14 protein-coding genes are annotated in these 21604 nt (G+C 42.8%); 12 read left to right on the forward strand and 2 right to left on the reverse strand.

Annotated elements, in window-relative coordinates; genetic code table 11:
* Positions 1-190: 190 nt before the first annotated feature.
* From GVN20_RS18220 to GVN20_RS18250, 7 genes are all read left to right on the forward strand, one after another.
* Positions 191-3037, forward strand: a complete 2847-nt coding sequence (locus GVN20_RS18220; RefSeq protein ID WP_166559714.1) for a TonB-dependent receptor — start codon at positions 191-193, stop codon at positions 3035-3037.
* A 172-nt stretch (positions 3038-3209) separates the two neighbouring features.
* Positions 3210-4940 carry a DUF5597 domain-containing protein gene (locus GVN20_RS18225; protein ID WP_166559715.1) on the forward strand — a complete coding sequence of 577 codons (1731 nt, stop codon included), beginning with the start codon at positions 3210-3212 and terminating at the stop codon, positions 4938-4940.
* A gap of 62 nt (positions 4941-5002) precedes the next feature.
* Positions 5003-6193, forward strand: coding sequence for an MFS transporter (locus GVN20_RS18230; RefSeq protein ID WP_166559716.1), 1191 nt, complete (start codon positions 5003-5005; stop codon positions 6191-6193).
* Positions 6194-6535: 342 nt separating this feature from the next.
* Positions 6536-7438 (forward strand): alpha/beta hydrolase, encoded by a 903-nt coding sequence (locus GVN20_RS18235; protein WP_166559717.1) that lies wholly within the window; start codon positions 6536-6538, stop codon positions 7436-7438.
* Between the two features lie 51 nt (positions 7439-7489).
* On the forward strand, positions 7490-9883 hold the full coding sequence (locus tag GVN20_RS18240) for an alpha-L-rhamnosidase N-terminal domain-containing protein (RefSeq protein ID WP_166559718.1): 2394 nt from the start codon (positions 7490-7492) through the stop codon (positions 9881-9883).
* 119 nt (positions 9884-10002) lie between these two features.
* Positions 10003-10911, forward strand: coding sequence for a sugar phosphate isomerase/epimerase (locus tag GVN20_RS18245; protein ID WP_166559719.1), 909 nt, complete (start codon positions 10003-10005; stop codon positions 10909-10911).
* Between the two features lie 128 nt (positions 10912-11039).
* Positions 11040-14324: a glycosyl hydrolase gene (locus GVN20_RS18250; RefSeq protein ID WP_166559720.1), complete on the forward strand. Its 3285-nt coding sequence runs from the start codon at positions 11040-11042 to the stop codon at positions 14322-14324.
* Positions 14325-14382: 58 nt separating this feature from the next.
* Here the strand turns inward: GVN20_RS18250 and GVN20_RS18255 are convergent, their stop codons facing one another.
* The gene (locus GVN20_RS18255; protein ID WP_166559721.1) at positions 14383-15282 is read right to left on the reverse strand and encodes an AraC family transcriptional regulator; all 900 of its coding nucleotides are present in this window, start codon (positions 15280-15282) and stop codon (positions 14383-14385) included.
* A 203-nt stretch (positions 15283-15485) separates the two neighbouring features.
* On the opposite strand from GVN20_RS18255, the gene GVN20_RS18260 reads away from it, so the two are divergent.
* The 5 genes from GVN20_RS18260 to GVN20_RS18280 all read left to right on the forward strand — a co-directional run bounded on the left by GVN20_RS18260 (position 15486) and on the right by GVN20_RS18280 (position 20696).
* On the forward strand, positions 15486-16244 hold the full coding sequence (locus GVN20_RS18260; protein WP_166559722.1) for a hypothetical protein: 759 nt from the start codon (positions 15486-15488) through the stop codon (positions 16242-16244).
* Positions 16245-16561: 317 nt separating this feature from the next.
* Positions 16562-17794: a multidrug effflux MFS transporter gene (locus GVN20_RS18265; protein WP_166559723.1), complete on the forward strand. Its 1233-nt coding sequence runs from the start codon at positions 16562-16564 to the stop codon at positions 17792-17794.
* A 167-nt stretch (positions 17795-17961) separates the two neighbouring features.
* On the forward strand, positions 17962-18756 hold the full coding sequence (locus GVN20_RS18270) for a hypothetical protein (RefSeq protein ID WP_206023309.1): 795 nt from the start codon (positions 17962-17964) through the stop codon (positions 18754-18756).
* A gap of 3 nt (positions 18757-18759) precedes the next feature.
* Positions 18760-19650, forward strand: coding sequence for an AraC family transcriptional regulator (locus tag GVN20_RS18275; RefSeq protein ID WP_166559777.1), 891 nt, complete (start codon positions 18760-18762; stop codon positions 19648-19650).
* 62 nt (positions 19651-19712) lie between these two features.
* Positions 19713-20696 carry an aldo/keto reductase gene (locus GVN20_RS18280; RefSeq protein WP_166559725.1) on the forward strand — a complete coding sequence of 328 codons (984 nt, stop codon included), beginning with the start codon at positions 19713-19715 and terminating at the stop codon, positions 20694-20696.
* Between the two features lie 179 nt (positions 20697-20875).
* On the opposite strand, the gene GVN20_RS18285 is transcribed toward GVN20_RS18280, so the two are convergent.
* Positions 20876-21601 carry an NrtR DNA-binding winged helix domain-containing protein gene (locus tag GVN20_RS18285; RefSeq protein ID WP_166559726.1) on the reverse strand — a complete coding sequence of 242 codons (726 nt, stop codon included), beginning with the start codon at positions 21599-21601 and terminating at the stop codon, positions 20876-20878.
* Between the last annotated feature and the right edge of the window lie 3 nt (positions 21602-21604).

The following is a 21604-nucleotide window of genomic DNA, read 5'->3' on the forward strand; positions in this document are numbered from 1 at the left end:
ATTGAATAGTATTGGCGTTTTTTTGATTCACAACACATGCCCTTTGTGTCTTAGTTTTGTCATAGAATTTGTGCAAATAATCAAAGCAAATTGAGGTGTCTGTTTGTATAAAAAAAAGCTGATAACGCCTGCCAGCGCTATCAGCCGAAAGTTTTGCCATCTGAGAATTTAACAAAACCCATTCAAAGCAATGAAAAAAAATGTACTTCCGAAAGGAATGCTCGCACTTTTTGTGTTGACCCTATTCAGTATTTCCACGTTTGCCCAATCAGGCAACATTTCAGGAAAAATTACGGATGCCAAGGGCGAAGCATTGGTTGGAGCTTCGGTGGTCGTCAAAGGTACTACCAAAGGCTCTTCGGCCAATAAAACGGGCGCGTTTAGGATTGAGAACGTCGAAAATGGCTCGTACACGCTCGTCACATCTTTTATTGGTTATCAAAGCAAAGAGGTGAGCGTTACCGTACCGCAGTCGGGGAGTTTGTCGATTTTACTTCAAGATGATGCCGCCGCGTTGGATGAAGTGGTCGTAACTGGGGTGTTTGACAAACGAACCAAAATGAATGCTTCGGTAGCGATTTCTACCTTGAATACCAGACAGATAGAGGGAGTTGTGCCAAACAGCTCGGCTGACTTGCTTAAAAACTTGCCAGGCGTTTATGTGAATACATCGAGAGGAGAGGTAGGTAACTCCATCTATACCAGAGGATTGAATTACAACGGTGGCTTTTTCTACGTTTCGATGCAGGAAGACGGCTTGCCCGTGATGGGTATTTCGGGGCTTGTGCAGCCCGATGGCTATCTTCGGGCCGATGCCACGCTCAACAGAATTGAGGCTGTAAGAGGAGGTACGGCTTCCATTTTAGGGCCAAATGCGCCGGGTGGTTTATTCAATTACGTTTCAAAAACGGGTGGCCAGACGCTTGCGGGTGAAGTTCGCGCCAGATTTGGGTTGGAAGGAAACGGACAAAACCCTTACTACCGCGCCGATTTCAACGTAGGCGGGCCACTTTCAAAAGATAAGTTATTGACTTTCAATGTGGGTGGTTTTTACCGTAATGCCGATGGTCCTAAATACCCGGGCTATAAACTCAGCTATGGTGGACAAGTGAAGGCAAATGTTGTAAAAAATTATAAATCAGGCTCTTTGAAACTGTACGCTAAGATTTTGGATGACCACACGGCTCCTTTTGAATTTACGCCATCGGTTGACTTTGAAAACCCAAGACCTGCGGGAAGTTTTACCAATACTAGTTCGACTTTGATTCAATCACAGCAATTTACCGTACCCAAAGCCCTTTCGGGTGCGTCAAATGATATTGAATATGATACCCGCAAAGTGGGCTCATACACTGAAAAAGCAATTGGTCTCAACTGGGAACAAAACTTCGGAGAAGGTTGGACTTTCAACAATAATTTTAAGATTTCTAACAAAGATAACATCAGCCAAACAACAGCGGTGGTGTTTCCTTTCAGGGTGGACCAGGTGGTTTTTTACGGGGTAGGCGGCAACGTGGCGAGATTCGGGACGTATGAATTTTATAACCCTGCCACTGGACAAAGCTACGGTACAGTGCAGCAATTACCCCCGGCAGGTGGTGGCATTCGTTTTATACCTAATAACCTAACTCTTCCGGGAGGTGATGTATTGCCAAATGCCGTTTTTTATAACCCCAATCCTTACGGAGAAGTAGGCCTGAATGACGTAATTGATCAGGCCACCCTTTCAAAAAAATTCAAAAAGATGACCTTCACGGGTGGTTTGTATTATTCATCAACCAAGGCCAATCGCTTCTCAATGATACCGTCGGGCCAAAGTTTTGCGACGATTGAAGACCAACCCAAAACGGTGGCCATTCGGTATACAAATTTGGGAGGAGCAAAGTTTGAATTAACAAACCCAAATGGTATTACTAATTTTGGCGGAAGTGGCGTCTATGAAAATGAAGCAACGGTCAAACAAATTGCGCTGTTTTTAGGCCATAACTGGGACGTAACCGAGAAGCTGAATATTGACTGGGGCATCCGAGCCGAAAACTTCCACATCAAATCAAGCTTTACCACACCCAAACGCGTAACTCCAGATAGTCCAACGGGTGCCGATGGCAACGCCGCTACGCTCTACGATAATCGCATTTTTACCGCAAATCCTACGCAAAGTTTTGATAAAAACCTTTCTTTCAGCGATGTAATCTCCTACTCATTTGGGGCCAATTATAGGGTGAATGATGGACTTGCCATCTATGGTCGCTACTCACAAGGACGTAAAACCCCAGATTTGAGTTATTTCATGGATATTGCCAATCAACAACTTACGTCGGGCATATCTGTTGAAGCACAAGACATCAAAATGGCGGAGTTGGGGTTGAAGTATAAAAGCAAAAACCTGAACCTTTTCGTTACGCCATTCTATACTTTGGCAAGTAATATTCCTAATTTTCAGATATTCCAAAATGCGGATGCCACCTACTATGCACCGGCTCGTGTGTATCAAAAAATCGAAACCAAAGGGTTGGAATTAGAAGGAAATTATGTTTTCAGCAAAAACCTTAGTATTCGTGCCGTTGGAACACTCCAAACTTCGGTGGCAAAAGAATTTGGCGTATGGTTGGCAAACGCTAATGGCCCTGCTGATGATGTGAAAGTAACTTATGATGGTGGAAAAAACGATAATATCGCCAATATGTTTACCGTAACGCCCACTTACAGCAACGATAAGCTAACGGCATCGCTCAACTGGCAATACATGGGCAAGCGCTGGGCAAACGTGGGGAATGCTTTCCAATTGCCGTCTTTCAACACCTTCGATTTTAACGCTTCGTACAAAATCACAAAGAACATTCAAGCGAACCTATCCGTAAATAATCTTTTCAATACTTATGGTATCATGGGTTGGGCCGCGCCTGGAGGTTTTCCTGCCGCTTTGGATACCCAAGGTTTTACGAAACAGATGTTGGAATCCAACAAGCAAGCCATTTATGCCACTTTACCTATCATGCCAAGAGCTTATTTTCTGACGCTGAGTTATAAGTTTTGATGGTAGTTTTTAATGGTTTTATGGCCTGATATTGAGAGCGTAAGTTCTCATTATCAGGCGTTTAAGTAAAATGGGTTTTGGTTGCTATTTTTTTATTTCAAAGTTCAAAACCTGCTGAGTTTCGTTGAATTTTAAGTTCATTAATATCCCGAAAACACAATAGATAACTTCTATGAAAGCCCCCTTAAAAATTGTCTTAACCTTTGCTTTAGCATGGAGCACCACCCTGCTGTTTTCCCAACTCCCTTATTTGGACAAATCGGGTAAAGCACCGAAGCTAATGGTGGACGGGAAACCCTTCATTATTTTGGGGGGAGAACTCCATAATTCGACTGGCTCCGACAAAGCCGCCTTACAAAAGGTGTGGAAAGAAATGAAAGACCTACACCTCAATACGGTTTTGGCGTATGCGTATTGGGAATTGCTGGAGCCTGTGGAAGGCAAATACAATTTTGAATTGGTAGATGCGGCGATTGAAGGCGCTAAAAAAGAGAATTTAAAAATCGTGTTGGTATGGTTTGGAAGTTGGAAAAGTACAGCTTCGACTTACGTGCCCGAATGGGTAAAAACCAATCCCCAACGTTTTCAAAGATACACCCTCGAAAATGGCAAGACCCTCGAAATCTTGTCGCCATTTAGTGAAGAAAATAGGAATGCCGATGCAAAAGCATATACCGCTCTAATGCAACACCTCAAAGAAGTGGATAAGCAGCACACGGTCATTATGACGCAGGTGGAAAATGAGCCGGGCTGTTTTGAAAACTACCGGGATTTGTCTCCGTTAGCTTTAAAAGCATGGCAAAGTGCCATTCCTGACGATATGTTAAACTACCTCAAAATCAACAAGGGAAAATTGTTCCCAGCGCTAGAAAAAGCATGGGCCGACAACGGCTATAAAACCAAAGGGACGTGGGAGGAGGTCTTAGGAAAAAGTACCGAACAGGGCGAATATAAGCACTACACCGAAGAATTGTTTATGGCTTACCATTATTCAAAATACATCAATTATATCACTGCCGAAGGTAGAAAAAAATACGATTTGCCCGCGTTTTGTAACGGTTGGCTCTACAACAAACGCGGTTTTTATCCGCACGGAACCATCAATCCGCACGTATTGGATGCGTATCGGGCAGGAGGGAAGGCGCTGGATTTTTACTCACCCAATGTATACACAATTGAGTACGACGAACTTTTTGATGCCTATACTTTTGGTGGTAATACGCTGTTTATCCCTGAAAGTTCCCTGATGCCTGCGGGGGCTTTGTACGCCATTGGGAAATACAATGCTTTGGGCTTTGCGCCCTTTGGCATTGACGGCGAACGAATGAAAAGCAAAGAAAACATCAATAATCTGAATCTGTTGAAAAGTACTTACCAAGCTTTTTCTCAAATGGTGGGGACAATTACCCAAAATTACGGTAGCGAGAAAATGAAGGCGGTATACCTCAATCCCGTCAAAGAGAGTCAGGAAATAAAAATGGGGGATTATAAACTAACGGCAACGAGTTCACGAAAACTGGGGTTCAGCATTGATTTTGGGAAATCGTTGGAAAATGAAGGGAAAGCCAAAATGTCGTTTGGCCCAACTACTTCTGAAACAAAAGAAGACAAAGCAAAAGCCATGCCTGCGGGGCCGTTTGGGGCGCTTCCCGAAGAGATTGGCGCGGCCATCCTGATTCAGAATGCCGCTGATGAATTTTATGTGGTTGGCTATGGCGTAAAACTGCATTTCGAGTTGAAAGAGGGCATCAATTTTGAGCATTTGGGTTTTCTGTCCATTGAAGAAGGTGAGTTTGAAAATGACAAATTTGTAGTTACCAAGCGCTGGAATGGCGATGAGCAAAAGGCAAGTTTGCCGGGAGATAAAATCACAACCCTTAAAATCAGATTGTATAGATTTTAATGGATGCCTGCCGTCTGACTTGCTCATTTAAAAAAGAATAAACTCTAAACCTCGCATTAAACATGAAAAAAGGATTTTTTACGTACGAAAATGGCATTGTGTTGTTGATGGCGCTCACATTTGGGTGCCTATTTTTCGACCGCTTGGCGCTTAATTTTTTGATGCCTTACGTAGCCAAAGATCTTCAACTCAACAACACGCAAATCGGACTTTTGGCGGGGGCGTTGTCATTAGCGTGGGCATTTTCGAGTTTTTTCTCTACGGCATGGGCTGAAACCAAAAATAAGAAAAAACTCGTTTTCATTGCCGCCGTTTTTACCTTCTCTCTTTGTTCATTTGGCTCTGGTTGGGCGGTTTCGTTTGTTACGTTGCTGATAGCCCGCCTCATCATGGGTTTTGCCGAAGGACCCGTGATTCCGTTGGCCCAAAACTTTGTGGAGCGCGAATCTTCTCCTCACCGACTGGGCATAAACGCAGGGATTTTGCAAGGGGTAGGTTCTGCTTTGTTTGGGTCTATTTTGGCTCCCGTTATTTTGGTGCAAATTGCCGAAAATATAGGGTGGCGAAATGCCTTTTTTGTGGCGGGTGCGCCAGGGTTAATTTTAGGACTATTGGCATGGAAATTCGTCAAAAAATCAACCGCTGAAAGTGTGCAAACCCCAGAGAAATCCACCCTCAATATCGCCGAATTGTTACAATACAACAACATCAAATGGGGCATCGGGGCGGCTTGCTGTGTGTTTGGGTGGTGGTTTGCTACACTGCCGTTTATCTCCAATTATTTTGTCAATTCTCAGGGAATGTCTGCCGACCAAATGGGGAAAACCATGGGCCTTTTGGGGGTGTCGGGCCTACTTTCGTCAATTATTGTTCCAGCGTTGTCGGATAAAATTGGCCGTAAAAAAGTGATTATGGTTTTTATGACAGTGGGCATTTTTTATCCTTTTGCAGTCTATTTTTTGGCGGGTTCGGTGTTGCATCTTCCAGCCATGTTTCTGACTTATTTTATGATGGGACTACTCCCCATAGTGGCGGCTGTACTGCCTTCCGAGTCGGTGCCTGACCATTTGAAAGCCAAGGCGTTAGGGTTTATTACGGCCATTGCAGAAATTGTAGGAGGAGTAATGGTGCCGGCCTTGGCGGGCGTCCTTTCCGACAAAATCAACCCCTCGGCTTTTCTTTGGGTGGCGGCGGCATTGGCGTTAATCGGCTTGGTTTTCGTGATGAAATTGAAAGAACCATCAAAGCTGTAAAAATGACAGAATTATTGGAAAACGGCCAGTTTGGGCATTCAATCACTGCGTCTTTGCGACTTAGTGTGACAATATTGTTAGAGAACGGCCCACTTGGGTATTAAATCATTGCTTCTTTGGGACTTAGAGTGATTGACGCCTTTATTTTTGATTATTGTCTCATTTTGGGTCAATACAGGTGAGTTCAGGATACTTTCTGTACAAAAGCGCTATAAACTTGTACTAATGTTAGAAATAAACCCACTCAATGATGATTAGACATTCCGTCATTTTTGAGTGGAAATATATCTATGCGGTCTTCGCTTTTGATAGAAAATGTACCCTTTAAATATTGCTAACCAAATGAAAATCAAACTTTTATGCTTTGTTACACTGCTGCTGTTACAGTCGTTTTTTGTTAATGCCCAACCGCAAACCAACCGTGTGTTAAAACTTTTTCCCGAAGGAACGGTATTGTACGGGGATGTTCCGTACAATGGTGATACGCTCAAAAAGCATTTGATGGATATTTATTTGCCCGCCAATGCGCCCAAAAATCTGCCTTTGGTGGTTTTTATTCACGGAGGCGGATGGATTGGAAATGACAAAACAGCAGATATTGGCTACATGGGTAATACCGTATCGGCCTTGATAAACAATGGTATTGCCATAGCGTCAATAGATTATCGTTGGGCTACGCAAGCTACTTTTCCGGCCCAAATCCAAGATTGTAATCGTGCCGTGTCTTTTTTATACGACAATGCCGAAAAATATGGCTTGGATAAAAACCGAATCGCCTTGATGGGATTCTCGGCGGGCGGGCATTTGGCATCGCTTTTGGGATTGGCCCACAACAACAAAGTGCCTGATTTTTATGTGAATAAGCAAGTCGCGAAATTCAAAATCAAAGCCGTGGTTGACTTTTACGGGCCTGCCGAATTGATTTTATTTCCTGGCGCCGACGACGCCAAATCACCCGAAGGACTGCTCATTGGCGCGGCACCGCTTGCCCGTCCCGACTTGGCAAAAACGGCGAGTCCCGTAACCTACGTTGACAAAAACGACCCTCCATTTCTATTGATTCACGGCGAAAAAGACAACTTGGTTTCTCCCCGTCATTCGCAGTTGTTGAGTGCTTGGCTAACGACCAACGGGGTTGCAAATGAACTCATCATCGTTAAAGATGCCCCTCACTTTGGCAAAATGTACGATGTAGATGAAATACGAATGAAAGTGATGGCTTTTCTGAAAAAAGAATTGAAGTAGGATTGATTGAAAATAAATGTATCATGAAAATTTAAGTCAAATCCATTCATCATGAAAAAAGTATTTGTACTTGCCTTACTTTTAGTAACACTAACGTCAATTTTTGTAAAGGCTCAGTTTGGCCCCCCCGCTGGAGAGCCTGATGTTATCAATAAACGCTGGCACGCACAATGGATTACCGTGCCCAATGCCACCACCGATGGGTATGGCGTGTATATGTTCCGCAAAACCATTGATTTGGCCGCAAAACCCAACAATTTTAAAATTCATGTTTCGGGAGATAATCGTTACAAACTTTTTGTGAACGAAAAATTGGTTTCAATGGGCCCTGCCCGTGGCGATATTGCCCATTGGAATTATGAAACTGTGGACATTGCGTCTTATTTAAAAGCAGGCAAAAACATTGTAGCGGCCCAAGTTTGGAATGAGGGAGAATTTAAACCTGAAGCTCAGATTACTTACCGAACAGGCTTTATTTTGCAAGGTGCTACCTCGGCGGAGTCGGCCATCAATACCAATAACACTTGGCTTTGTGAGAAAGACAACAGCTTTGCTCCTTTGGTTTTTAGAACTAGGGGCTATTATGTAGCTGGGGCTGGCGAGGTTCGTAACATGGCTTTAAGCCCTAAAAATTGGCAAAGTGAAGGCTTTGACGATAAAAATTGGCAAAAAGCAAGGCCAGTGGGTGGAGGAGTCCCCAAAAATATTTTAGGCGCTTTTGGTACGATGAGTGGCTGGATGCTTGTGCCATCTATCATTCCTCAAATGGAGTTGAAAGATGAGCGGTTAGCCAAAGTCGTTAGTAACGAAGGTATTACAACCTTGCCTGCTGATTTTCCCGCCAAAAAATCAGAGGTGCTGATACCTGCCAACTCAAAAGTAAATATCATTTTAGACCAAAGCTACCTCACCAACGCCTATCCAAATGTAGAATTTAGTGGAGGCAAAGCTGCTACCATTACATTGAGATACGCCGAAGCACTCTTTACAAAATCGGGGGGTAAAGGCAATAGAAACGAAACTGCCGGCAAAACCTTTGTGGGTCGTGCCGATAGCTTGGTTTCGGATGGAAGCCAAAATCAGAAATTTACCAGCCTTACCTACCGCACTTATCGCTACTTGCAACTGAGTATTGTTACTCAAAATGAGGCAATTACCCTAAATGATATTTACGGTACATTTACAGGTTATCCTTTTAAAATGAACGCCCAGATGTCTGCCAATCAGCCCGAAATGGACAAGATGCTGGAAATTGGTTGGCGTACCGCTCGCCTTTGTGCGTATGAAACCTATATGGATTGCCCCTATTATGAGCAGCTCCAATACATAGGCGATGGCCGCATACAGGCATTGGTGTCGCTCTACAACAGTGGCGACGACCGACTGGTAAAAAATGCCATCAATCTCATGGATTTTTCTCGAACACCCGAAGGCGTAACCCTGAGCCGACATCCCTCTTACACCCCGCAATTTATCCCTACGTTTTCGCTTTGGTATATCGGTATGCTGCAAGACTACGCCCGTTATGGGGCTGATGTAGAGTTTGTTAAAAGCAAAATAAGTGGTACTCGTCAAATTTTAGACTATTTCAAAAGCTACCAACAAGCCGATGGGCGGCTAAAAAACACTCCTCAATGGATGTTTACCGATTGGGTGGATAATTTCAAAGAATGGCGGGCAGGTGCTGGGCCAATGAGCGCCAACGGCACTTCTGCCGTGCTTGATTTTCAATTGCTTTGGGCGTATCAAGTTGCGTCAGATTTAGAAACCAAACTGGGTAATCCTGCCTTTGCCACTCAGTACCAAAAGGAAATTGCAACTTTAAAAAACACCATCAGAGCTAAATATTGGGACGGCACAAAAAAACTGTTTGCTGACCGTGAAGAGAAAGATGAGTTTTCACAACATACCAATTCGCTGGCTATTCTAACGGGAATGGCTACGCCACAAGAGGCGAATGAGATTGCAAATCAGCTCATTACCAACACCAAACTTGCCCCTGCTTCTATCTATTTTAAGTATTATTTGCATCAGGCACTGATAAAAGCAGGCAAAGGAAATGACTATTTGAAATGGCTGGATAAATGGCGCGAAAATATTCAAATGGGACTTACCACTTGGGCCGAAACCTCAGATGTAGACAAAACTCGCTCTGATTGCCACGCTTGGGGTTCAAGCCCCAACATCGAATTTTACCGAACAATTCTCGGAATAGATAGCGATGGCTTGGCATTTTCAAAAGTAAAGATTACCCCGCATTTAGGGCAGATGACTGATATAAACGGAACGATGCCGCACCCAAAGGGAAACATTTCGGCCAGCTATAAATTGGAAAATGGTAAATGGAAGATTCGGATAGAACTGCCCAAAAACATATCAGGCAACTTGGTTTGGAAAGGGAAAACCATTGCTTTGAAAGAGGGTGTGAATCAATTCAATATTTAGAAAAAGAAAAAATAAAACCATTCATGCCGTTGGCGGGTGTTCTCACCGCCAACACCTTTATCAATAACCATTTTATTCGCTGGTAAAAAAACGCATATAAAGACAAAAAATCCCAAAAAATGAAAAGAAAATATCAAATCCACTTTTTAACTGCGGCGGTGTTGAGTATCGTGTTAAACGGCTGCTTTTCATTGACTTTAAGTGCGCAGTCTGGTGCCAAAAAGGCGGCAGATAAACCTACTTCTAAAGCAGTTGATTGGAAACTGGGCGTGGCTTTATATACTTTTAGTACCATGTCGTTTCCAGAGCAGTTGGCCTATGCCGACAGTGCTTCTCTAAAATACGTAGAAGGCTTTGTGTTTGCCAAATCAGGTAAAGAGTTAAAAGACACCGTGTTATTTAAACTTTCACCGGCGGGTATTCAAAATCTAAAGAAAAAAGTGGCGGACCAAGGGCTTAAAATGGAGTCTATCTACGTCGTTGGAGGCAAAAATGTGGCTGATTGGAAACGAGATTTTGAGGTTGCAAAAGCCTTTGGGGTAAAATACGTGACGGGAGAACCTCCCCATAACATGTGGGATAGCGTAGATAGCTTGGCGGGAATTTATGGTATTAAAGTAGCCCTTCATAATCATTGGAAAGAAAATAGCATTTACTGGCACCCTGATTCGGTGTTGGCTGCCCTCAAAGGCCACCCAAATTTTGGCGCTTGTCCTGATTTGGGGCATTATCCAAAATCAGGGATAAACCCCGTAGATGCGTTAAAAAAATTGGAGGGTAAAATTATTGGAATACACCTCAAAGACATTGCTGAATACAATAACAATAAAATTCAAGATGTGCCTGTAGGTACGGGAGTGGTGGACTTTCCCGCGGTTTTTGCGGAATTAAAACACCAAAGGTTTAATGGGTATGTCATGTTTGAGAGAGACACAAAAGAGCAACCCAATAACCTCACATCTTTAAAACAAATGGTTAATTACTACTATAAAACGTTGGATTTACCTCGACCATTTTTCCCTAAATAAGTGCTTTCTATGCTTTGGTGGTATTGTGCCGTTGGTAGTGTTCTCACCGCCAACAACCTTATCGCTAACTATTTTATTTTTCAGGGGAAAAACACCTGAAAGGGCAAATTTCAACGCTTAAAACTGAAATGAAAAAAAATAAAAAACCGATTGTAGCCCTGCTTGCGCTATTGAGCTTAGGGGGCTATGCCCAAGACAAAACAGCGTTTCAAACTCCCCCGAGCTCGGCAAAACCAAGGGTTTGGTGGCATTGGATGAACGGCAATATCACCAAAGAAGGTATCCAAAAAGACTTGGAATGGATGAGCCGCGTGGGTATTGGTGGTTTTCAGAATTTTGATGCCAATCTTTTTACGCCCGTAGTTGTGCCCAAAAAACTGGTTTTTATGACACCCGACTGGAAAGACGCCTTCAAGTTTATGACCCAAACGGCCGACCAAAAAGGGCTAGAAATGGCCATTGCGGGTTCGCCAGGTTGGAGCGTGACGGGTGGCCCTTGGGTGGAACCCAAAGATGCTATGAAGAAATACGTTTGGACGGAAACACGCATTGAAGGTGGAAAGGCTTTTTCGGTAAAATTGCCCCGACCTGCTGACGTAATCGGGAAGTTTCAGAATGTACTGATTGGTGCGGGAGGGCTTACGGGGGGATTTGTGGGCGAAAAACCTAACTTTTACCAAGATGCTTTGGTGATTGCGTATCGTTTGCCTAAAATAGATAAGCCATTCGCCGAACTGAATCCCAAAGTCACTTCAAGTGGCGGAAGTTTTACCCTGACTGACCTAAGTGATGGCGATTTGGCCAAGGCCGAATTTATCCCTCCGATGGAAGTAGGTCAAGATATGTGGATTCAGTACGAATTTGAATCGCCCCAAACGTTTAAGGCATTTGCGATTGCTGGCGCGATAGAAGGTGCCCTGAGCGAATTTAGAGGAAACCCCGAAAACCGTAGCTTAAAAGTAAGCGATGATGGGGTCAATTTTCGAGAAATTGCCAAAGTATCAGGCAGTACCGTGCCTTTCAATACGGTAGCTTTTGTACCTACAACGGCTAAATATTGGCGAATCGCGATAAAAACACTCCCGCCCGCGGGAAATCCGTTTGGGGGTCTAATGGGCAACCCCAGCGCTCCTGCCAAATCGGACGGGGTACACGTAGCCGAATTTGTGCTCTACAATACCGCCCGTATTGATCAAGTAGAAGACAAAGCAGGGTTTTCGCCGTGGCGAGAAAATGGTAAAATAAGTACAGGCAGCGTAGCCGATGCTATTCCTACGGAAGATGTAGTGGATGTGACCTCAAAAATGAGTGCAGATGGCACGTTGAACTGGACTGCGCCCGCAGGAACTTGGACGGTTATCCGTTTGGGGTATTCACTGACGGGCCGTCAAAACCATCCCGCCTCGCCTGAAGCAACGGGCTTGGAAGTGGATAAATTGGATAAAGAAGCCGTCAGAAAATACATCAACACCTATCTGGATATGTACAAAGATGCCACGGGTGGTATGATGGGGGCTAAAGGCTTACAATACATGGTGTTGGATAGCTACGAAGCTGGCCACATGAACTGGACCAAAGCATTTCCTGAAGAATTTCAGAAAAGACGCGGATACAGTATCGTGCCTTGGATGCCCGTACTGACGGGGCGAATCGTCAAAAATGAAGAAGCTAGTGAAAAGTTTTTGTGGGATTTTAGAAAGACCATCGGGGAGCTCATTGCCGAAAATCACTATGATGTCATTGGCGAAGAGTTGAACAAAAGAGGCATGAAACGCTACACGGAGTCGCACGAAGGGGGGCGTATTTATTTGGCCGATGGCATGGATGTCAAACGTAACTCCGAGATTCCGATGTCGGCTATGTGGACACCAGGCAGTCTGGCAGGAGGGGCCGACGAAGAGGTTCGCAGCGAAGCTGACATCAGAGAATCAGCATCGGTTGCCAATATTTATGGAAAGCCGTTTGTGGCCGCCGAATCTATGACCTCCGTAGGTAAACCTTTTCAGGAATATCCCGAACGCCTCAAACGTACGGCCGATTTGGAGATGGCTTCAGGCCTGAACCGTTTTGTGATTCATACGTCTGTTCATCAGCCACTTGATGATAAAAAACCTGGGTTTTCTCTGGGACCATTTGGCCAGTATTTCACCCGCCAAGAAACCTGGGCCGAAGCAGGCGGTAAGGCGTGGATGTCGTATTTAGGGCGTAGCTGTTACATGCTCCAACAGGGTCGTAACGTGGCTGATATTTTATATTACTATGGTGAAAACAATAATATCACGTGGATTAGTCGCGAAAAACTCCCCGCCGTTCCGTCGGGCTACGAGTATGATTTTGCCAATTCATCGGCCCTCATCAACGCCATTCAGGTAAAAAATGGGAAATTGGTGGCTCAAAGTGGCAATACGTACAGTTTGTTGGTGCTCGACGAAACCGCCAAATACATGACCTTGCCCGTGTTGAAAAAACTACGTGATTTGGTAAAAGCAGGTGCGAAGGTAGCGGGTACAAAGCCCGAACAGTCGCCAAGTTTGGCCGACAATCAGAGCGAGTTTCAAGCCATCGTCAACGAGGTTTGGGGTAGCCCCAACGTCTTGAAAGGCTCCGTGGCCGAGGCGTTGAAGGTGCAGAACGTGAGCGAAGATGTGATTATTAGCAAAGCGCAAAACAAGATTCTGTATCGTCACCGTCAGGCAGCCGACCAAGATATTTATTGGCTCAACAACCGCAGTGCAAATGCAACTCCGGCCGAAGTGAGTTTCCGGGTAACGGGCAAAGTGCCCGAACTCTGGAATGCCCAAACTGGCAAAACCGAAAAAGTAAGTTATCAAATCAAAGAAGGCCGCACTATTGTTCCGCTAAACTTTGAATCTTGGGATGCTTTCTTTGTCATTTTTAAAGAAAAGACAACAGCCAATAGTTATATTAAACCTGCCACCAAAGAAACGACATTGACCCCGATTTCCAGCCCTTGGAAAGTGAGTTTTAATGATAAAAATGTGGCGTTTGACAAGCTTATTTCTTGGACAGAGAATACCGATGTCGATGTTAAATATTTCTCGGGAACCGCGAGTTATGAAAATACATTCAAAGTAACATCTGTTGACAAAGCGGCTAAATATGTCGTTGATTTAGGCGACGTCAAAAACATCGCCGAAGTGGTTGTCAATGGTAAAAATGTGGGTACTGCTTGGAAGACGCCGTTTAAGTTGGACATTACCGAAGCAATAAAAGCAGGTGACAATGCCATTCGGGTCAATGTCACAAACACTTGGGTAAACCGACTCGTTGGGGATGCCCAGCCTGATGTCAAACAAAAGACAACTTTTACGACCATGCCTTTTTATCGCAAAGACTCACCGTTGGTGCATTCGGGGATTATTGGCGAGGTGAAGGTGAATGTGGTGAAGTAATATTTTTATGCCTTTGCAGGTGTTTTTATCTGCAAAGGCATAAAAGTATCCGTGATTATTAGTTGCGTAATCTATACTCCAATGGCGACATCCCCATGCGCTGCTTAAAAAGTCTCGTAAAATGCTGGGGGTATTTATAGCCTATTTCGTAGGCGATTTCGCTGATGGATTTGTTGGAATCAAAAATCTTTTCTTGGGCAAGGCCAATCACTTTGGCTTGTATATATTCTAATGCAGATTTGCCCGTTTCTTTCTTTACCAAATCGCCAAAATAGTTGGCTGATAGATTCAGTTTTTCGGCACAATAGGCTACCGAGGGCAAACCCACGAGTTGGGGCTGGTTAGATTCAAAATATTCATTCAGTAAGTTCTCAAATCGTGCCAAAATATCTTTGTTTATGTTTTCTCGGGTAATAAACTGACGGTCAAAGAAACGAATACAGTAGTTGAGAAATAACTCAATGTTGCTCACTATCAACATTTTGCTGTGCTTGTCGATGCCACGTTCTAACTCTTCTTTTATTTTTTTGAAGCATTCCAAAACAATCTGTCGTTCTCGCTCCGAAATGTGCAAGGCTTCATTGACATCGTAGGAGAAAAAACCGTATTCCTTGATTGTTCTACCCAAGGATGTGCCACGAATAAAGTCAGGATGAAACACCAAGGCCCAGCCCGTGGGCTGTACCAGTATTTGGTCGGGTAAATTAAATCCAAAAACCTGCTCTGGAGCAATGAAAATCAACGTCTCATCTTGATAATCGTATTGATTGCGTCCGTAGGTCATTTCTTCGCATTTTACATCTTTCAAAAAAATAACATATATCTCTGAAAGATATTTATTGGCCTGAATTTTCACCGATTTTGATTGGTCAAGTACACTTACCAAAGGATGCAAAGTTTCTTGTCCTCTACGAGAATTAAACTGCGTGACGCTTGCTAGTTTTTCGATTTTCTCCATGATTTCTAAATGCTATTGATTCAAAAATACGATAAATAGTCAATGCTTTTTGGGTAGCGTTTCTAAATCGGTAAAAATGGTAAATGATACCGTAATACGGGTATGAGTCTAATTAAAAAATAGAAAGAACTTTGTCCGTCAGATAATGATAATCAATTAAAAATGAACGGAATAAGCAGCCCCAACGACTGATTTTTAAAATAATGAGAAAACTCCTCCTGTTTTGTATTTTGTTTCCCCTTTATTCTGCTTTTACCCAAACGGTAGATACCACCCAAGCGCCCAGTTTTTTTAGCGGCCAAATCACCGCTACCAACAATGGGATTTCGCTCGTGCCCAGCTTCTCTTTAAACAAGCCTGCAGCCTTGTTTGATTTGTCGATGGGAAAAGGACGCCTGAGCTTCGATCCAATGTTCCGCTTTGGTTTAGATGGAAAACCTTGGACGTTTGTTTTTTGGTTTAGGTACAAGTTGATTGCCAATAAAAAATTCTCGATGGGAATAGGTGCTCACCCTGCATTTTTGTTTAGGGCCGAAACCGTTACTGTCAATGGTATCAGCAAAGAATTGACGACCGCCCAACGGTATGTAGCTTGGGAAGCCAGCCCCACTTACCATTTGAACAAGAAGGTAGGGCTGGGGTTATATTATTTAGGTTCGCATGGATTGACCAAGGATTTAATTCAATATGGTCATTTTGTGGCAATAAAGGCAATCATTTCAAATCTTAAGCTAACAAATCAACTCAATTTTTCATTTGTTCAGCAGTTTTATTACTTAAAACAAGACCAAGCCGCAGGAACGTATTTCAATGCAAGTTTAGGCTTGGCAAAGACTAATTTACCTGTTTCTATTTCAGCAAATATTAGTAAAACTATTAAATCTGAAATTAAGGGAAGAGACTTTTTGTGGAGTATTGGGTTGGTTTATAACATTAATAACAAATACTTTAAAAATAAATAATGGCATTGTGTACGTTTCTACCGATGTTAGTGTTTCCTCCCCCCCAGCAAATTAATTGTTTGATTTTCGTAATTATTGCTTTGAATTGTGTTCATAAGAATACCCACCAATCTCCTAATTTTGTGGTGTAAAAGCTGCGTTTTTAGGCGTGCTTTGACGGCCCATAAATTTTGCGATTGAAAATACTGGCAAAAGCAAAGGGCACCATTTTAAGACTGCCTTGGTTTACCATAAACGGTGGCAGATTAGGAACTTGTCAAGGACTTCAAGCTCCGTCACTTTCGTTTTTTTGAAAAATTCACCTAACGCAAGCTTGAATGAACTTAGAGGTAACGGCAGTTAATCAAAATAAACGTTCATTGTTAATTTTGATTTTGGGCTTACTTTCGGCCATTGGCCCATTTTCGATTGATACCTATTTGTCGGGCTTCCCCAGTATAGCGGCCGATTTGAAAGTGACAGTGGAAGATGTTTCTTACTCATTATCCAGTTTTTTTATCGGTATTTCGGTAGGCCAATTAATCTACGGCCCCTTGCTAGACCGTTTTGGTCGCAAAACACCTTTGACGATCGGTCTGGTCATTTACTTTTTTGCATCGATAGGTTGTGCCGTGGCTACTTCAATCGAGCTGCTGATTGCATTACGCTTCTTACAAGCCTTGGGCGGTTGTGTGGGCATGGTTGCGCCGAGGGCCATTGTGAGAGATAGTTTCCCCATCCAGGAAAGTGTCAAAATATTTTCTACTTTGATTCTCATCCTTGGGGTATCGCCCATTATTGCGCCCACTGTTGGGAGTTATATGATTAGCGCGTGGGGTTGGCATTCAGTGTTTTGGCTGCAAGGGGTTATGGGCTTATTGTTATTGTTGGCCGTAGTGTTTGTCTTGGCCGAAAGTAAACAACCTGACGCTTCTGTTTCGCTATTGCCAAAGCACATTATTCCAAGTTTTGTAAATATTTTCACTAATCCCCAGTTCTTTACGTATGCGGTTGCGGGTTCAATGGTAGCGGGTGGGGTGTATGCCTATTTGTCGGGGTCACCTTTTGTGTTTATGAAGATTTTTAAAGTAACCGAACAGCAATACGGCTGGATTTTTGGGTTGCTGGCGGGGGGGCTGATTCTTAGTAGCCAACTAAATAATTTATTACTTCGCAGATACCACTCTGAGCAGATTATTAAGGCCGCGTTGTTGATTCAAACCACACTAGGCATCATTCTGTGTAGTTTGAGCTTTTTTAACTGGCTCAATTTATACAACTCTATCTCGCTCATCTTTTTGTTTCTGTGCTGTCAAGGGTTTAGTTTTCCCAACTCTTCAGCACTCTCTTTGGCCCCTTTTTCAAAAGAAGCAGGCAGAGCATCGGCGCTGTTGGGGGCTTTGCAAATGGGCCTTGCGTCGCTGGCAGCGGCGCTCGTGAGCGTATTAAGCAACGGAACCAGCTTACCTATGACTGGCGTAATGGCGGGCTGTGCCCTGACTGGATTGACAATTTTTGGCGTCGGCCGTTGGATTATCCGAGGTAAAAACAAACAAGCCTTGAGTAGTTGAGAAAATACGTTCAAAATCATTTTGTCGAAGTGCTGAGTTGTTGAAAATCAGCGCTTTTTACGGGTGTTTTATTGTTTGATTTTTGTAAGTTTTGATTTGAAAAGTGTTAAAATATGGCACGAAGTGCTGCTACTTTTGCAGCAACAAAAATTTTCAAAATAGGACTAATGATTTATTCTTTTACAAAAAACATCCTCCAAAAGATAATTCTGACACTTTTCCTTACAATTACCCTTCAAATTTCCTTTGCACAAGATACCGATAGTATCTCAAAAATTATCAATTTCAGAGGAGCTGCCAGCCTAACCAATAATGGATTTTCGTTTATTCCGGCTTTTTCGCTAGGAAAACCCGCCGCTATTTTTAACTTTAACATCAATGGTGGTAAACGGTTTAGTTTCGAGCCAGAGTTTCGTTTTGCCCTAAAAGATGGGCGTCCCTGGTCATTTATTTTTATTTGGCGCTATAAAATCATCAACCAAAATCGCTTTCAAGCCTCCATTGGCACTCACTTTCCTGCCGTGCCGTTTCGGGTGCTTGCGTATGAAACAACCCCCGACGTTAAAAATACTTTGGCGGTTTCGAGGGTGATTCCAGTTGAGTATACTTCCAATTTTATGATCAATAAAAACAACAGCATCAACTTATTTAGTTTATACGCCAAAGGCGTTAGCGATGATGCCACCAATCATACCGCTTTGGTTTCTTTGAGGGCTGTTTCCACTATTTCAATTAATAAAAACCTCTCATTTCGAATCAATCCGCAATTGTTTTATCTAAAATTAGATGAGAAAGATGGTTATTATTTTGCCTCAAATTTTACCCTTTTATCGAAAAAAACGCCGTTTTATCTTGGTTCAACCATCAATAAACCAATTAAAACTAACATTGCAGGGAAATCATTCGATTGGAACATAAGTTTGGGTTATTCGTTGGATAGACAACTGATTATAAAAAAATAAATGATGGAAAAGTCGGAAACCTTGCAAGATTTTTATAATCGAAAATTTGAATGGATACCTGAAAATCTGAGTAAAGATATTGGTCATGTAAATATGTTTCGGTTGCCGCATCCTGCCAATAAACCAGTGCCGTATCGCCGACGTGACTTCTTTAAAGTTACGCTCTGTCGAGGGGGTAGTCGTATCCATTATGCCGACAAGGTTTTTTCATTCGAGAAGCAGGCACTTGTTTTTTCAAACCCATTTATTCCCTACAAATGGGAGCATATAAATGAGGAAGTATCTGGGTTTTATGTGATATTCAATACTGTTTTTTTTAACCAATTTGGCAATCTGATTCAGTATGAGGTGTTTCAGCCAACGGGTACGCACGTTTTTGAATTAGACGATGCTCAATTTGAGCATCTATGCGGGATTTATGAAAAAATGGAAGCTGAACTCAGTTCTGAATACATTCATAAGTACGATGCCATCAGAAACTTGATATACGAGTTGATTCATTATGCCATGAAAACGCGTCCATCGACGCGCATTGAGCAGCTTCCTATCAATGCCTCACAGCGAATCTATTGGTTGTTTTTGGAACTACTCGAAAGACAGTTCCCGATTGACGAAAACCATACCGAAATTAAGCTAAGAACCGCCTCCGATTTTGCTGACCAGTTGAATGTTCACGTCAACCACCTCAACCGGGCGGTAAGAGAGACCAGTGGTAAAACTACCTCAAATCTAATTGCCGAACGGCTTTTGCGAGAAGCCAAAATCATGCTTAAGCAAAGTAAATGGAACGTGTCCGAAATTGCATTTTCTTTGGGTTTTACGGAAGTGACTTATTTTAATAATTTCTTTAAAAAGCACACGGAAATGAGCCCTGTAAAGTTTCGGAATGCTTAATATTTATAGCTGATTAGGCCATTTTACATTATCTATCGGTTTAAAACTAAATGATAGCAACAATGAAAAAGAGAATACTGGGAAAAGATTTGGAAGTTTCAGCTATTGGGTTGGGTTGTATGGGAATGAGTTTTGGCTATGGCCCAGCGGGCGAAAAATCAGAAATGATAAAAGTGATTCGGGCGGCGGTAGAGCAAGGCGTTACTTTTTTCGATACTGCAGAGGTGTATGGTCCTTATACCAATGAAGAATTAGTAGGCGAAGCCTTAGCTCCATTCAAAGGAGAAGCTGTGATTGCTACAAAATTCGGGTTTAATTTTGTAGATGGAAAAATGGCTGGCGTAAACTCGCGCCCCGAAAACATCCGAAAAGTAGCCGAAGAATCAATGAAAAGGCTCAAAATTGAGGTAATTGATTTGTTTTACCAACACCGGGTTGACCCCAACGTGCCCATCGAAGAGGTAGCTGGTACGGTAAAAGACTTGATTCAAGAAGGTAAGGTAAAACATTTTGGTCTTTCGGAAGCTGGAGCAACCACCATTCGCAAAGCCCATGCTATACAGCCCATAACGGCCTTACAATCAGAATATTCGCTTTGGACGCGCCAACACGAAAATGAAATCATTCCTACTATTGAAGAACTAGGCATCGGCTTTGTTCCTTTCAGTCCGCTTGGAAAAGGATTTTTGGCAGGAAAAATAGACGAAAACACCACCTTTGCCGAAGGTGACATTCGTAATATTTTGCCAAGATATACGCAAGAAGCACGCGTCTCTAACAAAGCTTTACTGGGTGTTATCGAACGGTTTGCTCAAGAAAAAGAGGCAACAAACGCTCAAATTGCAATAGCGTGGGTATTAGCGCAAAAACCGTGGATTGTGCCTATTCCTGGTACTACCAAATTGCACCGTTTGACAGAAAACAACGCGGCGGTTAATGTCACTTTTACCGCTTCAGAATTGGCTGAGTTAACCGCAGCTTCTGAAGAAGTAAAGGTGATGGGGACCAGATACACGGACGCCATGGAGAAAAGTACAGGATTGTAAACTGTATTTTTAAAACTAAGCTTTTATAATCGAAAATCTGTGGGGCTTACGTATGATTTACTAAGTTTGGTGTTTTCACCGCAGGGCCCCGTACCCTTGCTTATCTTCAAACTGAGAAGGGTTGGCGGAGAGAACACCACCAATGGTATAGAGTAAAAAAATGGTGAATAATCTTCATCTCACTTCTTAAACCGATATAAATAGGGGGCTTTATTAGCCGCCCCCGTAAATTTCTTTTCGAGGCGTTCTAATACGTTTAATTCCAAAATCATTTTTTGAAAGTTGGTACGGACGAATGTTTTTTCACAAATGGCTTCATATACTTCCTGAACCTCTTTCATCGTAAATGTTTCTGGAAGCAAATTAAACGCATTTATCTTTTCGTCGAGGTGGCTTTGTAGCGTTTTTAGGGCTTCATCGACGATATCGCTGTGGTCCATAATCATCCTTGGTAATTCATGAATGCTGTACCATTCTATGGATTCATCCAAATCTGTTTTTTGTGGTACAACCTTGTTGATGTCCACCAATGCATAGTACCCTATCGAAATAAACCGCTTCGTAAACCAATCATATTCTTGTTGAGCTTCATTTTTTACACTTAATTTATCGAAGTTAAAGGCAATCAATTCATCAAGAAAGGGCTTATTGGTTCTACTTGCTTTGCCAAACACCCGAAATTGCTCCAAATAAATATCTTGGATGCCGGTGCGATCGCGCAAAATGCGCTCGGCGGCCTGGTCTATGTCTTCTTCTTGATACACGAACCCACTAGGTAGCGCCCAAAAGTCACCCTTGAAATTGATTTTAGGAATCAAGACTTTGAGTTGTCGCTCATGGTAGCCAAAAATCACGCAATCAATTGAGACTTGAGAAATATAGTTTTGTTGACTTGGATTCTTCATAAA

Origin of the sequence: Runella sp. CRIBMP (assembly GCF_009905605.1) — a bacterium.
Lineage (GTDB): Bacteria > Bacteroidota > Bacteroidia > Cytophagales > Spirosomataceae > Runella.

Bases quoted from the DNA above. Each gene is read 5' to 3' on its own strand.
- GVN20_RS18225 (WP_166559715.1), top strand. From the start codon at position 3,210: ATGAAAGCCCCCTTAAAAATTGTCTTAACCTTTGCTTTAGCATGGAGC.
- GVN20_RS18245 (WP_166559719.1), top strand. From the start codon at position 10,003: ATGAAAAGAAAATATCAAATCCACTTTTTAACTGCGGCGGTGTTGAGT.
- GVN20_RS18240 (WP_166559718.1), top strand. From the start codon at position 7,490: ATGAAAAAAGTATTTGTACTTGCCTTACTTTTAGTAACACTAACGTCA.
- GVN20_RS18280 (WP_166559725.1), top strand. From the start codon at position 19,713: ATGAAAAAGAGAATACTGGGAAAAGATTTGGAAGTTTCAGCTATTGGG.
- GVN20_RS18250 (WP_166559720.1), top strand. From the start codon at position 11,040: ATGAAAAAAAATAAAAAACCGATTGTAGCCCTGCTTGCGCTATTGAGC.
- GVN20_RS18270 (WP_206023309.1), top strand. From the start codon at position 17,962: ATGATTTATTCTTTTACAAAAAACATCCTCCAAAAGATAATTCTGACA.
- GVN20_RS18235 (WP_166559717.1), top strand. From the start codon at position 6,536: ATGAAAATCAAACTTTTATGCTTTGTTACACTGCTGCTGTTACAGTCG.
- GVN20_RS18220 (WP_166559714.1), top strand. From the start codon at position 191: ATGAAAAAAAATGTACTTCCGAAAGGAATGCTCGCACTTTTTGTGTTG.
- GVN20_RS18255 (WP_166559721.1), bottom strand. From the start codon at position 15,282: ATGGAGAAAATCGAAAAACTAGCAAGCGTCACGCAGTTTAATTCTCGT.
- GVN20_RS18275 (WP_166559777.1), top strand. From the start codon at position 18,760: ATGGAAAAGTCGGAAACCTTGCAAGATTTTTATAATCGAAAATTTGAA.
- GVN20_RS18230 (WP_166559716.1), top strand. From the start codon at position 5,003: ATGAAAAAAGGATTTTTTACGTACGAAAATGGCATTGTGTTGTTGATG.
- GVN20_RS18285 (WP_166559726.1), bottom strand. From the start codon at position 21,601: ATGAAGAATCCAAGTCAACAAAACTATATTTCTCAAGTCTCAATTGAT.
- GVN20_RS18260 (WP_166559722.1), top strand. From the start codon at position 15,486: ATGAGAAAACTCCTCCTGTTTTGTATTTTGTTTCCCCTTTATTCTGCT.
- GVN20_RS18265 (WP_166559723.1), top strand. From the start codon at position 16,562: ATGAACTTAGAGGTAACGGCAGTTAATCAAAATAAACGTTCATTGTTA.